The organism is Pseudomonas sp. NPDC088444 (genome assembly GCF_044900175.1).
In the GTDB taxonomy this organism is placed as follows: domain Bacteria; phylum Pseudomonadota; class Gammaproteobacteria; order Pseudomonadales; family Pseudomonadaceae; genus Aquipseudomonas.
Window position 1 is genome coordinate 26,863 of the sequence record NZ_JBJDNK010000012.1, and the last position, 14,281, is coordinate 41,143.

At 62.5% G+C, this 14,281-nt stretch carries 12 protein-coding genes; 10 read left to right on the forward strand and 2 right to left on the reverse strand.

Going from position 1 to position 14,281, the window contains the following annotated elements; all coding sequences use genetic code 11:
- Positions 1–195 precede the first annotated feature (195 nt).
- From ACI2KB_RS22580 to ACI2KB_RS22600, 5 genes are all read left to right on the forward strand, one after another.
- Complete coding sequence (locus ACI2KB_RS22580; protein ID WP_404638124.1) at positions 196–1,569, forward strand: LLM class flavin-dependent oxidoreductase; 1,374 nt, start codon at positions 196–198, stop codon at positions 1,567–1,569.
- 42 nt (positions 1,570–1,611) lie between these two features.
- Complete coding sequence (locus tag ACI2KB_RS22585; RefSeq protein ID WP_404638126.1) at positions 1,612–2,838, forward strand: acyl-CoA dehydrogenase family protein; 1,227 nt, start codon at positions 1,612–1,614, stop codon at positions 2,836–2,838.
- A 254-nt stretch (positions 2,839–3,092) separates the two neighbouring features.
- On the forward strand, positions 3,093–3,992 hold the full coding sequence (locus ACI2KB_RS22590; RefSeq protein WP_404638128.1) for a sensor histidine kinase: 900 nt from the start codon (positions 3,093–3,095) through the stop codon (positions 3,990–3,992).
- A 242-nt stretch (positions 3,993–4,234) separates the two neighbouring features.
- Positions 4,235–5,209 carry a GlxA family transcriptional regulator gene (locus tag ACI2KB_RS22595; RefSeq protein ID WP_404638130.1) on the forward strand — a complete coding sequence of 325 codons (975 nt, stop codon included), beginning with the start codon at positions 4,235–4,237 and terminating at the stop codon, positions 5,207–5,209.
- Between the two features lie 227 nt (positions 5,210–5,436).
- Positions 5,437–6,483 (forward strand): alpha/beta fold hydrolase, encoded by a 1,047-nt coding sequence (locus tag ACI2KB_RS22600; protein WP_404638132.1) that lies wholly within the window; start codon positions 5,437–5,439, stop codon positions 6,481–6,483.
- On the opposite strand, the gene ACI2KB_RS22605 is transcribed toward ACI2KB_RS22600, so the two are convergent.
- Together ACI2KB_RS22605 and ACI2KB_RS22610 are read right to left on the reverse strand one after the other, a co-directional pair.
- Positions 6,480–7,085, reverse strand: a complete 606-nt coding sequence (locus tag ACI2KB_RS22605; RefSeq protein WP_404638134.1) for a histidine phosphatase family protein — start codon at positions 7,083–7,085, stop codon at positions 6,480–6,482. The genes ACI2KB_RS22600 and ACI2KB_RS22605 overlap by 4 nt on opposite strands.
- Before the next feature lie 65 nt (positions 7,086–7,150).
- Complete coding sequence (locus ACI2KB_RS22610; RefSeq protein WP_404638136.1) at positions 7,151–9,268, reverse strand: TonB-dependent receptor family protein; 2,118 nt, start codon at positions 9,266–9,268, stop codon at positions 7,151–7,153.
- Positions 9,269–9,758: 490 nt separating this feature from the next.
- On the opposite strand from ACI2KB_RS22610, the gene ACI2KB_RS22615 reads away from it, so the two are divergent.
- From ACI2KB_RS22615 to ACI2KB_RS22635, 5 genes are all read left to right on the forward strand, one after another.
- Positions 9,759–10,556 (forward strand): energy transducer TonB, encoded by a 798-nt coding sequence (locus tag ACI2KB_RS22615; protein ID WP_404638138.1) that lies wholly within the window; start codon positions 9,759–9,761, stop codon positions 10,554–10,556.
- Between the two features lie 87 nt (positions 10,557–10,643).
- Positions 10,644–11,366 carry a MotA/TolQ/ExbB proton channel family protein gene (locus tag ACI2KB_RS22620; RefSeq protein WP_404638140.1) on the forward strand — a complete coding sequence of 241 codons (723 nt, stop codon included), beginning with the start codon at positions 10,644–10,646 and terminating at the stop codon, positions 11,364–11,366.
- A gap of 1 nt (position 11,367) precedes the next feature.
- Entirely contained in the window at positions 11,368–11,769 is a 402-nt protein-coding gene (locus ACI2KB_RS22625; RefSeq protein ID WP_404638142.1) for an ExbD/TolR family protein, read from the forward strand.
- Positions 11,770–11,980: 211 nt separating this feature from the next.
- Complete coding sequence (locus ACI2KB_RS22630; protein ID WP_404638144.1) at positions 11,981–13,168, forward strand: acyl-CoA dehydrogenase family protein; 1,188 nt, start codon at positions 11,981–11,983, stop codon at positions 13,166–13,168.
- An 8-nt stretch (positions 13,169–13,176) separates the two neighbouring features.
- Positions 13,177–14,277, forward strand: a complete 1,101-nt coding sequence (locus ACI2KB_RS22635; protein ID WP_404638146.1) for a sigma-54 interaction domain-containing protein — start codon at positions 13,177–13,179, stop codon at positions 14,275–14,277.
- The last annotated feature ends 4 nt before the right edge of the window (positions 14,278–14,281 follow it).

Below are 14,281 nucleotides of genomic sequence, written 5' to 3' on the forward strand. Positions count from 1 at the left end.
TGTTACGGGCCTTGGAAGGCACGCCACCTCAATGTTGAATGCATTAACAACGCGACTCACCCACCACGCGGCATACCCTTTGCAGTCACGAGTAATCGTTCTTTCGCGACAAACCATTCATTCAACGCTCTTGCATTTTAGTGCCCCATCGTCACGTTCAACTTTCCACTTCCTCAACTAAGGACATCACTTTTCATGACGCAGCGTAATGAAGTTCTCAAACTCGGCCTGTTCCTGCGCGCCACCGGGCACCACATCGCTGCCTGGCGCGACAGCGGCTCGCAGGCCGACGCCGGTATCCGCCTCGATCACTTCATCGATCTGGCACGCAAGGCCGAAGCCGCCGGGTTCGACACACTGTTTCTGGCCGACAGCGTCTCGGTGCGTGGCATCGACGCGCCGACCTTCGACCGAGTGATCGCGCCAAGCCTCAGTTTCGAGCCCCTGACCCTGCTCTCGGCCTTGGCCACCGTGACCTCGCGCATTGGTCTGGTGGCGACCGCAAGCACAAGCTACAGCGAGCCGTTCAATCTGGCCCGCCAGTTCGCCTCGCTGGACCAGATCAGCGGCGGTCGAGTCGGCTGGAACCTGGTGACCAGCAGCGACCCGGATGCCGCCAAAAACTTCGGCGGCGCCTCCGAGCGCGACCAACCGGCCCACGCCGACCGCTACAGCCGTGCGCGAGAATTCCATGAGGTGGTCAACAAACTCTGGGACAGCTGGGAAGACGATGCCCTCTTGCTGGACAAGGAGAAGGGCCTGTTTCTGGACCGTGAAAAACTGCACCTGGCCGACCATCACGGCGAGCATTTCCATGTGCGCGGGCCGCTGAACGTGCTGCGCTCGCCACAGGGCAGACCGGTGCTGGTGCAGGCCGGAGCGTCGGAGGATGGTCGCGCACTGGCCGCAGCCACTGCCGAGGCGATCTTCGCCGCGCATCAAAGTCTGGCCGACGCGCAGGCGTTCTACAGCGACATCAAAACCCGCGCGGCCGTCCTTGGCCGCAAACCCGAGCACATCAAGATCCTGCCGGGCGTGACCATCTTCACCGCACCGACCTCGGCGCAAGCCCACGCCAAACATCAGCGACTGCAAAACCTGGTGCACCCGAAGGTCGGCCTGAGCCTGCTGTCGGGTCTGTTGGGCGGCGTCGACCTGTCTCACCTGCCGCTGGACGGCCCTTTGCCTCAGGACCTGCCCGCCACCAATGCCTCGAAAAGCCGTCAACAGTTGATTCTGCAACTGGCCGCCGAGGGCCTGAGCATTCGTGAGCTGTACCTGCGTCTGGCGGGGGCACGCGGGCACTGGACGCTGGTCGGCTCGCCTGAAGAAGTGGTCGACCAACTGCAAGCCTGGTTCGAAGGCTACGGCGCCGATGGCTTCAACATCCTGCCGCCGACCTACCCGGAAGGGCTGGACGATTTCATCACCCTGATCCTGCCGGAACTGAAACGTCGGGGCCTGGTGCCGCAGGACGGTCCGACCGGCAACACCCTGCGCGAACGCCTTGGCCTGCCGCGTCCCGCGCACCCGGCCACGCTGCTGCGCGACCAGCCCCTGACCGTCTGAACATCCCTGTTTCCATTGGCGACTTGAAAAGAGAGCTTGAGCATGACCCATCAAATCAACGCGGCCTGGGGCGCAGGCCCCTGCGCAGGTTACGAGCAACTGGCCGAACGCTTTCGCCCGTTGTTCGCCCACTTGCGCGAAGGTGCCATCAGCCGCGAGCTGGAGCGCCGCCTGCCGTTCGAGGAACTGCAGTTGCTCAAGGCCTCCGGCTTCACCGCACTGCGGGTCCCCAAGGCACACGGTGGCGGTGGCATCACCCTGCCGGAACTGACCAACCTGCTGATCGAACTGGGCGAGGCCGACTCCAATCTGGTGCAGGCCCTGCGCGGCCACATCGGCTTCACCGAAAACCTGCTCAACAGCCGCGACGAAGCACGGCGCACCGTCTGGTTCGAGCGTCTGGTGCGCGGTGAAACCGTAGGCCCGGCCACTGGCGAGGTGGGCGCTACGCTGCAATCGCACCTCAGCTCGAAGCTGTATCTGGACGGCGAGCAATGGCGCATCGACGGCAACAAGTTCTACACCACCGGCTGCCTGTACAGCGACTGGATCGACGTGGCGGTCAGCGACCACGATGACAAGCGCGTGTTCGTGACTGTGCGGCGCGACGCCGAGGGTGTGGAGGTGGTGGATGACTGGAATGGCTTCGGCCAGCGACTGACCGCCAGCGGTACGACTCATGTACGCGGCGTGGCGGTGGACGCCCGCAACATCGTCAGCGTCGAGGACAAGTTCCAGTATTCCCCGGCGCTGTATCAGATTGTCCACTTGGCCAACCTGGCGGGCATCGGCCGGGCGCTCAGCGGTGAAGTCGCGGCGGCGGTCGCCGGCCGCACCCGCAGTTTCAGCAACGGCAACGCGCCGCGGGTGGCGCAAGACCCGCAAATCCTGCAAGTGGTCGGCAGCCTGCGGGCCGCGGCGTACAGCGCAGGAGCCATCGTGCTGAAAACCGCCGAGGCGCTGGAACGGGCGTATCAGGCCAGGTTGAACGGCGATGCCGAACAATTGAAACGAGCGGTCGATATTGCCGAACTGGAGATTGCCCAGTCCCAGACCGTGGTCAGCGACCTGATTCTGGACGCCAGCACCCGCATGTTCGATGCCCTGAGCGCGTCGGCCACGCTGCGCCCACTGGGACTGGACCGCTTCTGGCGCAACGCCCGCACACTGACCTCGCACAACCCGCGCATCTACAAGGACCGGATCGTCGGCGATTACGCGGTCAACGGCACGCCGCCTCCGGCGCAATGGAAAATCGGCGTTGTCTGACGCCGGCCCTTTGACATGATGAACGGTTTCAGCAACCCCTGTGAACCGTCACAGGGGTCTGTGACGGCCATCCGGGTGCCCGATTCTGCCAAAGCGCCCCGCTGCCGATGACCGCTGTGCATCCCTGCGTATACTCAGCGCCAACGACACGAGACGCTTTGATCACGGAGGGGGTGATGCCAGACGAACGTCCATCCAGGCGCTCTCCGGGAACCGGCGGCGCTGCAGACCAGCCTTGGTGTGAGTACCACGACATGTCCCCGTTACCCCGGGCAGACGTGCCGAGCTGGCACTTGTCACCCGATCCTCACAGCGGCATCGCCATCGTCCCGCTGTTGTCCCCCGGCGCCCCCCAGCGGCTGGGCGTGCTGGAACTTCGATCTAACCGCCTCACGGCGCCCGCCCCAACACCGCTGCCCTGCACGCAAGCCGAAACTGCACGCAATGCCCATTTGAAAGTCATGGGTGAACTGACGGTGTCCATCGCCCATGAGATCTGCCAGCCGCTGCTGGCCATCGCGTCCAACGCCGCAGCATGTGTGCGCTGGTTGCAGCGGGACACCCCCAACCTCGATGAAGCGATCGATGGCCTGAGTGACATCCGCAAGGACTGCGAGCGCGCGGCCGGGATCGTCGCTGCGCTGCGGGCGCTGGCCAAACAGTCCACCTCCGCGCCGCAAGCGGTCGATGTGAACGAGGTAATCCTTGAGGCTGCCCGGCTGCATACCCCGTCGCTGTCGCATCACAACATCACCCTCGACATCGAGCTGCACGCCGAGCACCCGGTCATCGCCGACCCGGTACAGATCCAGCAGTTGGTGTTCAACCTGATCGCCAATGCCATGGAAGCGGTGGGCGCCCACCGTTCGACGGGCGGGGTTCTGCGGGTGTCTTCAAAATCCCTGCGCGACGGCGTGCAAGTGTCCGTCGAAGACAATGGCCCCGGCATTCCGGTCGAGGCCCGGCAACAGATCTTCGACGCCTTCTACACCACCAAGACCAGCGGCCTGGGCATGGGCCTGACCATTTGCCGCTCGGTGATCGAGGCCCACAAAGGCAACCTCTACGCCGAGGCGTCCGAACTGGGCGGCGCGATGATCCGGTTCCAATTGCCGATGGGGTGTGCGGCGAGCGACACGCGCACCCCATTATAGGAACCGGCTTGCCAGCGGTGGCGTCTGCACAATCATCGTTCACCGTGTCGCAGTCCGACTTGGTGGCGTCCGCAAGATCGCTGCCGCAGGCAAGCCATGCGGCTAAGGGATGTGCTTCACCTTCCGCTCATCTGCACCGTAAATTCCTTCCCAATCTGTACCGAAACGACACTCACTTGCCCTAAACTGCCGCCTTGTAAACGGTGTGGGCCCGCTCGGGCCAGACAGAAGGCGATTGAGGCATGCAAGGTCCCAAGGCTCATAAAACAGTGGTGATGGTGCTGTTCAACGACGTGCTGATGCTCGACGTGACCGGCCCCATGGACGTGTTCTCCATCACCAATCGCTTGCTCCCCAGGGAAAAGCACTACCACTTGCTCACCGTTTCGGAACGGCCGGGGCTGGTGCGCAGTTCATCCGGGTTGAAGGTGCAGGCCGATTTCCGGCTTGAAGACTGCCCCTGCGACATCGACCTGCTGCTGGTGCCCGGCGGTCCTGGCGCGTACGGCGTCGGGCATCCGGCCCTGAACGCGTGGCTGCCCGACGCCGCCCGCCGCGCGAATCGTTTCGGGGCGATCTGCACCGGGATTTTTCTGCTGGCCGAGGCCGGGCTAATCGACGGATATCGCTGCACCACGCACTGGAACTACGTCGAGCGGCTGTCGCAGCGTTTTCCCGAAGCACGGGTGGAGACCGAACAGATTTATGTGGTGGACCGCAACCTGATCACTTCGGGTGGCATTACCGCCGGGATCGACATGGCGCTGGCGGTGGTCGCCGAAGACCACGGCAAGGACATCGCGCTGGAAGTGGCCAAGGTGCTGCTGGTGGTGATGAAGCGCCAAGGCGGCCAGACGCCCTATAGCCCGCTGCTGGCGGCGGTGCCGCGCGACGGCAGTGCCGTTGCGAAAGTACAGGCCCACATCGTCGACCACATCGAGCAGACTTACACCATTTCACGCATGGCCGAGATTGCCGCCATGAGTCCGCGTAACTTCGCCCGCGCCTTCCAGCGCGAAGTCAGCATGACGCCGATGCAATACGTGCAGAACGCCCGTATCGACCACGCCCGCAAGTTGCTCGAAACCTGTGACGTGCCGCTCAAGGTCCTTGCCTCCCGCTGCGGTTTTGGCAGCGCACGGCACATGCGCAAAGTGTTCAGCGAACGCATCGGGTTGTCGCCCAATCAGTATCGACAGCAGTTCGGCGGGGAATAACGCGCCCGAGGGGTCGCTCCGTACCCGGTAGCCTGAGGCGAAACGGATCAGCGCAACACCCGACCAGATTTTGTATCCCTGTGTATCCGGGCCTGCTCCGGATACGCAGCGTTGCAACTTCAGGCCTGCGAGACACACCACAGATACGTGATCGCGTTGAAATGCACGCAAGGTTCGAGGGGGATCAGCCTGATCCCTCGCCCATTGACATGCACGGAGACGCCACCATGAAACTGCCTGGACACCCTCATAGCCCCCGTCTTCAGCCACGCCGGATTGTCAGCGCCTCGCTACTCGCATTGGGTCTGTTGGGCGCGGTGGAAGTGGCCCACGCGCAGGACACGGCGGCGCCAGCCGTCAGCCATGCAGCGCCCTCGCCCTTTGGCCCGTTGAAACACATCAATGCCGGGCTGCTGGACGTGGCCTACGCCGAAACCGGCCCTGCCGACGGCCCGGTGGTGATCCTCCTGCACGGCTGGCCTTACGACATTCACAGCTACGACGACGTCGCGCCTCTGCTCGCCGCCAAGGGCTATCGCGTGCTGATGCCTTACGCCCGCGGCTACGGCGACACCCGTTTTCTCTCCGACAAAACCCTGCGCAATGGCCAGCCTGCGGCGCTGGCGAGCGATGTCATCGACTTCATGGACGCCTTGAAGATCAAGACCGCCGTGCTCGGTGGCTACGACTGGGGCGCACGCTCGGCGGACATCGTCTCGGCACTGTGGCCAGAGCGGGTCAAGGCACTGGTCTCGGTCAGCGGTTACCTGATCGGTAATCAGGCTGCCGGGAAAAACCCGCTGCCACCCAAGGCCGAACTGCAATGGTGGTATCAGTTCTACTTCGCCACCGATCGTGGCCGCGCAGGGTACGAAAAGAACACCCACGACTTCGCCAAGCTGATCTGGCAGACCGCATCACCGAAGTGGGCATTCGACGACGCGACCTATGACCGCAGCGCCAAGGCGCTGGAAAACCCCGATCACGTCGACATCACCGTGTTCAACTACCGCTGGCGTCTGGGCCTGGTGCAGGGCGAATCCCGCTACGACGCACTGGAACAGAAACTGGCCACCGCGCCGTCCATCAGCGTGCCGACCATCACCCTGGAGGGCGACGCCAACGGCGCACCGCACCCGGCGCCGGAGGACTACGCCAAACGCTTCACCGGCAGATACGAGTTCCGCCTGATCAACGGCGGCGTCGGCCACAACCTGCCGCAAGAGGCCCCGCAAGCGTTCGCCCAGGCGGTGATCGACGCGGATCATCTTTAACCCGTGACACGGGGCAGCGGATCCTGCCCCGGCACCCCATACCCGAGAATCCGCTCGACATTCTCCAGCACCAGCCAGTGGCCATTACCCAGTTGCCAGTCGAAGAAGTCGGAGAAATCCTGGCGAATCAGCGCGCGCACGGTCTTGGACACAAAGCCATGCCCGACCAGTAACACGTCCTGCCCCGAGGCCCGCTGCACCAGGCCCTGCAACCCCTGATGCACACGTACCACGGTCTCGGCGATGGACTCGCCCTGGGGCGGGCCGACGTGCCATTGGCGGGTGATGTTCCGTTGCCAGAGGTCGGGGTACAGCGCCCGCGCTTCGGATTGATTCAATCCTTCGAACACCCCGACATTGCGCTCCCGAAAGGCCTCGTTCACCTGCAAGGGCAGGTTCAACCGGTAATTGATGATTTGCGCCGTCTGTCGCGCTCGGCGCAGCGGTGACACCACGATGCCGTCGATGGCATCCGGCAGTTCAAGGCGCAACGCGGCCGCCTGTTCGCGGCCGGTGGAGGTCAGTTCCGGGTCGAGCGAACCCAGGTAACGGTGCTCGGCATTGGCTTGGGTCTGGCCGTGGCGGACGAGGTACAAGCGCATGTGAGGTCTCCTGACAAACGGGTCCTGTGGCGCAAGCCTGCCACATCGGCAGGCCCGTCAACGGGTCAGAACCGGAATGAAACGCCCGTGGTCACGTTGATCGGGTCCCCCGGGTAGAAATTCGCCGAATCCTGCCCCTTCGCGTCGTACGCCGTGTTGGTGGCGGTGGCGTAGCGTTCGTTGGTGAGGTTGCGTGCATCGACGAACACTTCCCACTTCTTGCTCGGCGCTTCATAGCCGAATTTCGCACCCCACAAGGTGTAGGACGACGCGGACAGGGAGTTGGCGAAGTCCACGTAGTAACTGGATGCCGCCCGGGCGTTGAGTTGCGCGTAGAAACCGCTGGCCTGACGGTACTCCAGTTCAGCCTGATAGACCTGGCGCGGCAGGCCGGGCAGTTCGTTGTCGCCAAAGGTGGCGTCGTGGCGGTAGTGGAAGTCGTTGTAGGTGTAGGCCTGACGCAGCGTCACGGTGTCGCCGCCCTGTCCTTCCCACAGCAAGGCATTCAGACCCGCTTCGATGCCCTGATGAATCGTCGGGCTGCCGTTGGAGGTGGCCACCAGTTGGTCCTGAGTGGCCGTGGCCTGGCGCACGACCACCGACAGCAGCTCCTTCTGCACCCACGAGCGGTACAGCGTCAGGCTGCCATCGAAAATGCCGTGCCCGCCGCGGATACCGAATTCCACGGTGTTGGCCTTTTGCGGGCGAACGTCACGAATGTAAGGCGTGCCGGTGCTGCCCAGTTGCCAGGTCACCGGCGGGTCGATGGAGCGGCTGACGTTGCCGAACAGTTCGAACTCGGGGTTCAGCTTGTAACGCAGACCGATGCGCGGTGCGAGGTCGTGCTCTTCGTACTCGACGCCATTGGGGAACGCGGTGGTGTTGGTCCCGGTGGTGTATTCGATGTTGGCCTTACGCTTGATGTCGATGAACGACAGCCCTGAGGACAGCCAGAGGTTGTCGGTCAATTGCAACTCGTTGCCCAGCGAGAAGACCGTGTCGCGAGAGCCGGTGTAGTCGGTTTCCTGCTGCTTGATGTGGGTCGCCTTGCTGTGGGATTTCACATCCGCGAGGTAAGCGCGGGTGGTGCTGAAGGTGACCGTGCTGTCGCTGTTCAGCCCCAGAAAGGTGTCGCCGGTGCGCAGGTAGCGCAGGGTCAGGTTGATGTCCTTGGAGCGCCAGTCCTGAGGGGTCGCCGAGTAACGCCAGCCGTTGTACAACGGGTAGTCGTTGTAGCCCAGTCCCACTTCCAGTTTGGCGTTGTCATCGAAGGTGTAGGTGGTCTTGCTGCCCAGCAGCGTGGTGCCGTCCTTCTTGCGGCCAAAGGGTACCGCGTTGCTGGTGGGGTCGTGTTTGATCTGATACTTGGTCAGCGTGTTGCCCTGGCTCAGAGTTTCTTCGCGATAACGCAAGAAGAACCGGGTTTCCAGTTTCGGGTTGAACACGTAACCGAAGTTGGCCACGATGCCCTGCCCTTTGTTTTCGGTGTCGTCCTGATAACCGTCGCGCTCGTTGTGTTGCACGCTGACGTAGTAATCGGCATTGCCCTCCACGCCCCCGGTACTCAGCACCTGTTTGCGATAGCCGTAACTGCCGGCCTCGAACCGCGCATAGTTGCCAGGGTCGGTGCGGCCGGTCTTGCTGACGAAGTTGATCGCGCCACCCAGGGACAGCGCCGAATAGTTGAACGCGTTGGCGCCGTACAGCACTTCAGTGTGATCGACCCCGGCCATGTCCAGCATGTCTTCCTGCGTACCGCCGGGGCCGGTCAGCGGCAGGCCGTCGAAGAGGAATTTGATGCCCAGCACATAGCCTTGATAGAAGGTGTTCAGCCCCGATCCGCGAATCGAGATCTTGTTCGCCGCCGAGCCACTGGTGGCCTGCGCGAACACGCCGGGCTGCAGGGCCAGTACGTCTTCGGCGTTGGATGCACGACCCCGTTCGATCTCATGGTTGTCGATCACGGCAGTCTTGCCCGGCACCTTGGCCAATTGCTTTTCGGCCTTTTGCGCTTCGCTGGCCTGTGCACCGGTCACCGTGACGGTGGCCAGACGTGGGTCCTGTGCGGTCGAATCATCGGCGGCCAGCGCCACTCCATGAACCAGCATCAACAAAATGCCAAGGCTGGAAGCGGTGGTCAGTGATTCAAAACGGCGAGCACGTAATTCAAACTTTTGCAGCATCGACTTTCCTGCTCCTGCGTTAATCAATAAGTGGGAGCATCTATTCGTATAGTCGCGCTCTGAACCCACTTAGCAGGGTTCGTGCCACGCGTTATTGGCCGGTTTTCGGAGAACACCGCCTCAATAACGTCGTATCGCAACGACACTTTGCTTGCCCACTGTTCAGATATCAACACTGCACACGCGCTCTTCGCAGACCGTTGAAATACCTGTGCCAGACACACCGCCCGCCTGTTATAGCCAGATCAAAGAGGGTCATAACAGCCACTGTTTATCGAACAACAGTTGAGAAACAAAAAGTACCTCTCTCACAATTAAAACCATTGAAACTCGTGGTATTAAGCCAGTTTTACAGGCGTTCATTAGTTGGTATGGCTCTTGCTCCCCTTCCTGATGTCACCTGTCGGCGCTGATTCAATTGCTCATGCGCCTCATTGATAACGTTCACGGAACAAGTGTTCCGGTTTTGTATAACAGCAGGAGTCAATCAATGGCCAATGCCCAAACAGCGAGCGCACTGGATGTGCTCTGGCGCCAGGCGCCGGGCGGCGAGTTGCTCGATCTGGGTCGGGTCTACCGAGGCCCGCTGGCGCTGTCGCGGCTGCACACCACGCCCCGGCGCATTCTGAGTCGTCGCGAAGGCGTTCTACTGGGGGTGTTCGCCCTGGTCTTGCACGGGGCAGTGATCTACTGGGTCAACAGCAGTTCGACGCCGCCGTTGCCCGTGGTGCCACCGGAAATCCCGCCGATGACCATCGAGTTTTCCCAACCCGCGCCCCCGGTGGTGGAGCCACCGCCGCCCGAGCCTGTGGTGCAGCCCGAGGAACCGCCACCGCCCGTCGAGGACGAACTGGCCGCCAAACCACCGCCCAAGCCGCTGCCCAAACCCAAGCCGAAAGTGGCAAAACCGGTGCCTAAACCTGCGCCCAAACCGGTCGAGCAACCGCCAGCACCACCACAGCCGGTGGCCGCCCCGGCGCCGCCTGCACCGCCAGCCCCTGCCCCGGTCACTCCGGCCTCGGCCAATGCCGGTTATCTGCATAACCCGGCACCGGAGTACCCGGCACTGGCCATGCGTCGCAACTGGGAAGGTACCGTGCTGTTGCGGGTCCACGTGCTCGCCAGCGGCAAGCCGGGTGAGGTGCAGATCCAGAAAAGCAGCGGTCGCGATCAACTCGACGATGCCGCACTGGCCGCCGTGAAGCGCTGGAGTTTCGCCCCCGCGAAACAGGGCGACACCCCGGTCGATGGCTGGGTCAGCGTGCCGATCGACTTCAAATTGCAGTAACCCCTGACACCGATTCATCACATCGCGGGCTACCTGACCAAAGGCGCATCGCTACAACGATTTTCATGCCTTGTTGGAGTGCCTCACATGAACCTTATCGCTTCGCCTTTTGAATCTATTGAGCACGCGGTCATCTGGTTGTTGATCGTCTTTTCCGTCGCCACTTGGGGCCTGGCCCTGCTCAAAGGCGTACAGTTCGCCCGCCTCAAAGGGCAGGACAAGAAATTCCACAAGCATTTCTGGGCCGCTTCCAGCCTGGACTCGGCCGCTGAACTGGCGCAGACCCAACCGGGCGCCGCTGCCCGTGTAGCCCTGGCCGGCTATGCCGCCATTCAGGTGCCTGAGGGCACTCAAGCCACCGACCTGGCGCATTCGATCAATCATCAGGACCGTCTTGAGCGGGCGCTGCGTCAGCAAATCGTGCGTGAGCGCCGTTCACTGGAAACGGGCCTGGCGATCCTCGCCAGTATCGGCAGCACCTCGCCCTTCATCGGCCTGTTCGGCACGGTCTGGGGCATTATGTCGGCGCTCAAGGGCATCAGCGCTGCGGGTTCGGCGAGCCTGGAAACCGTGGCCGGTCCCATTGGTGCAGCCCTGGTGGCCACGGGCGTCGGGATCGCCGTAGCGGTGCCTGCGGTGCTGGTGTACAACTATTACCTGCGCCGTCTGAAACTGACCGCCGCCGATCTGGACGATTTCGCCCACGACTTCTACAGCCTGGCGCAGAAAAACGCCTTCCGTGTGCTGCTGCACCCGGTGCTCAAATCCGGCGCGACCGCCTCGGGTCAGAAAGTGAAGGAGGCGTCCTGATATGGCCTTCTCGACCCAAGACAGCGATGAAGTGCTGAGCGAAATCAACGTCACGCCGTTGGTGGACGTGATGCTGGTGCTGCTGGTGGTGTTCATCGTCACCGCCCCGCTTTTGACCAACTCGATCCCGATCAACCTGCCCAAGACCGAATCGGTCGCCCCGGTGGAGCAAAAAGACCCGCTGGTAGTGAGCATCGACGATCAGGGCAAACTGTTCATCAACAAGGACGAAATCCAGCCGGATCTGCTGGAAACCAACCTCAAGGCCGCCAAGGAAAAGAACGCTGACGTGCGCGTGCAATTGCAGGCCGACAACGGCGTGAATTACGGCGAAGTGGCCCGGGCCATGGCCTCCATCGAGAAGGCCGGGATTACCAAGCTGTCGGTGATTACTGCGAAGTAGAGAGCAACACCAACCTGTTGCCTCCCACAATGACCGTGCCGGACCTAAGCCTTTTGTTCGACGCCGAACCTGTGGGAGCCGACTTGCTGGCGAAGGCTTAGGGTCAGCGACGAATGTGTCGCCTGACAGAATGCCTTCGCCAGCAAGCCGGCTCCCACAGGTTAGCGGCGAGCGGCCGGGCTGTGTCCACCCCAAGGAAGAGGTATCCCCCGTGACTGTCACCTATCTCAACGCCCGCAAGGCGCCACTGGACATCGCTCGAGAGCTGGCGAGCGAGTTTGCCCGCACTGCCGTCGACCGCGACGCCTTGGGCGGTACACCCAAGATAGAGAGAGACCGGCTGCGCCATAGCGGCCTGCTGGCCCTGAGCATTCCCGGCCCGTTCGGCGGGTTGGGCGCCAACTGGTCGGAAACGTTCGAGGTCATCCGCGAGTTCGCCCGGGTCGACAGCTCCATCGCGCACGTTTTCGGCTTTCACCACCTGATGCTGGCCACCGTTCGCCTGTTCGCCAAACCCTCGCAGTGGCAGACCTGGTTCAAGCTCACCGCCAGCCACAACTGGTTCTGGGGCAACACGCTCAACCCGCTGGACACCCGTACCGTGGTCAAGGGGCGCAACGGCTGGCGCGAATTTTCCGGGCAAAAGAGCTTCTGCTCCGGCGCCAACGATTCGGAAATGCTCATCGCCTCAGCGGTGGATGAAGCGGCGGGCGGCAAGCTGCTGATCGCCGCAATCCCCAGTGCACGCAGCGGCATTACCCTGCACAACGACTGGTACAACATGGGCCAGCGCCAGACCGACAGTGGCAGCGTGACCTTCAAACGGGTGCGCGTCGAAGAGTCTGAACTGTTGCTGGACCCCGGCCCGCTGAGCACACCGTTCGCGTGCCTGCGCCCACTGATCGCGCAACTGCACTTCGCCAACATCTTCCTTGGCATCGCCGAAGGCGCATTTGAGGAAGCGCGAAAGTACACCCGGGAAGAAACGCGCCCGTGGTTTCGCTCCGGGGTCTCGGACAACACGCAGGACCCGTATGTGCTCAGTCATTACGGGGAGTTCTGGGTCGCGCTGGAAAGCACACGGCTGCTGATCGAACGCGCCGGACGCCTGCTTGACGACGCCTGGGCCAAGGAATCGGCACTGACTTCGGAAGAACGCGGCGAAGTCGCCATTGCCATCGCCACCGCCAAAGTCGCGGCCAGCCGTCATGGCCTGGAACTTTGTAGCAAGATCTTCGAGGTCACCGGCGCCCGCGCCACCCACGCTTCCGTGGCCCTCGACAGGCACTGGCGCAACCTGCGCACCCAGAGCCTGCATGACCCGCTCGATTACAAACTCCATGAACTGGGGGACTGGGCGCTGAACCGCACCTCGCCCATCCCGACCTTTTATTCATAGGGATCATCATGCAACTGCTGACCTTACCGCCCTCGCCCGCGCTGGCCACCTCGATCCGCGCCACCGCGCAAGTTTTCGAAGACCCCAAATCCCAGGCCCTGCTGCGCCACTTGCAACAGATCGCCCCAAGCGAGGCCAGCGTCCTGATCATCGGCGAAACCGGCACCGGCAAAGAACTGGTAGCACGCCACGTTCACAACCTCAGCGCACGCAAGGCCCAACCCTTCGTGGCCGTCAACTGCGGCGCGTTTTCCGAATCGCTGGTCGAGGCGGAACTGTTTGGCCATGAGAAAGGCGCCTTCACCGGCGCTTTGAGTGCCAAGGCAGGCTGGTTTGAGGAAGCCAATGGCGGCACCCTGTTCCTCGATGAAATCGGCGACCTGCCGATGTCGATCCAAGTCAAGCTGCTGCGCGTACTGCAAGAACGCGAAGTGGTCAGACTGGGCTCGCGCAAGAGCATTCCAATCAACGTCCGCGTGCTGGCCGCGACCAACGTGCAACTGGAAAAGGCGATCAATGCCGGACACTTCCGTGAAGACCTGTTCTATCGCCTCAACGTGGTCAATCTGGAACTCAGCCCGCTGAGGGACCGGCCCGGCGACATCCTTCCACTGGTGCGGCACTTCATCGCCAGCTACAGCAAACGACTGAACTACGGCGAGATCCGCCTGAACCCGGACGCTGCGCACAAGCTGGAAACCTACACTTGGCCAGGCAACATCCGGGAACTGGAAAACGTGATTCATCACACCCTGCTGATCTGCCGTGACGGGGTGATTCACAGCGATGACTTGCGCTTGTCTAACCTGCGCCTGGAGCGTCACGAAGACACGCTGCCCGCCGATCAGTCGGGACTGGGCCTTCTCGAGACCGCCCTGCAACAATTGTTCGAAGAACAGATCGAGCATTTGCACGAACACGTCGAACGCACGCTGCTCAGCGCGGCCTACAAGTTCTGTCATCACAATCAGGTGCACACCGCCGAGCTGCTGGGCCTGAGCCGCAATGTGACGCGCACGCTGCTGATCAACCTGGGTGAACTCAAGGTCAACAAGCGCCGCCCCCATCAGACGACCGCCGACGAGCGCGTGCTGCACCTGTCGATCTGACCCT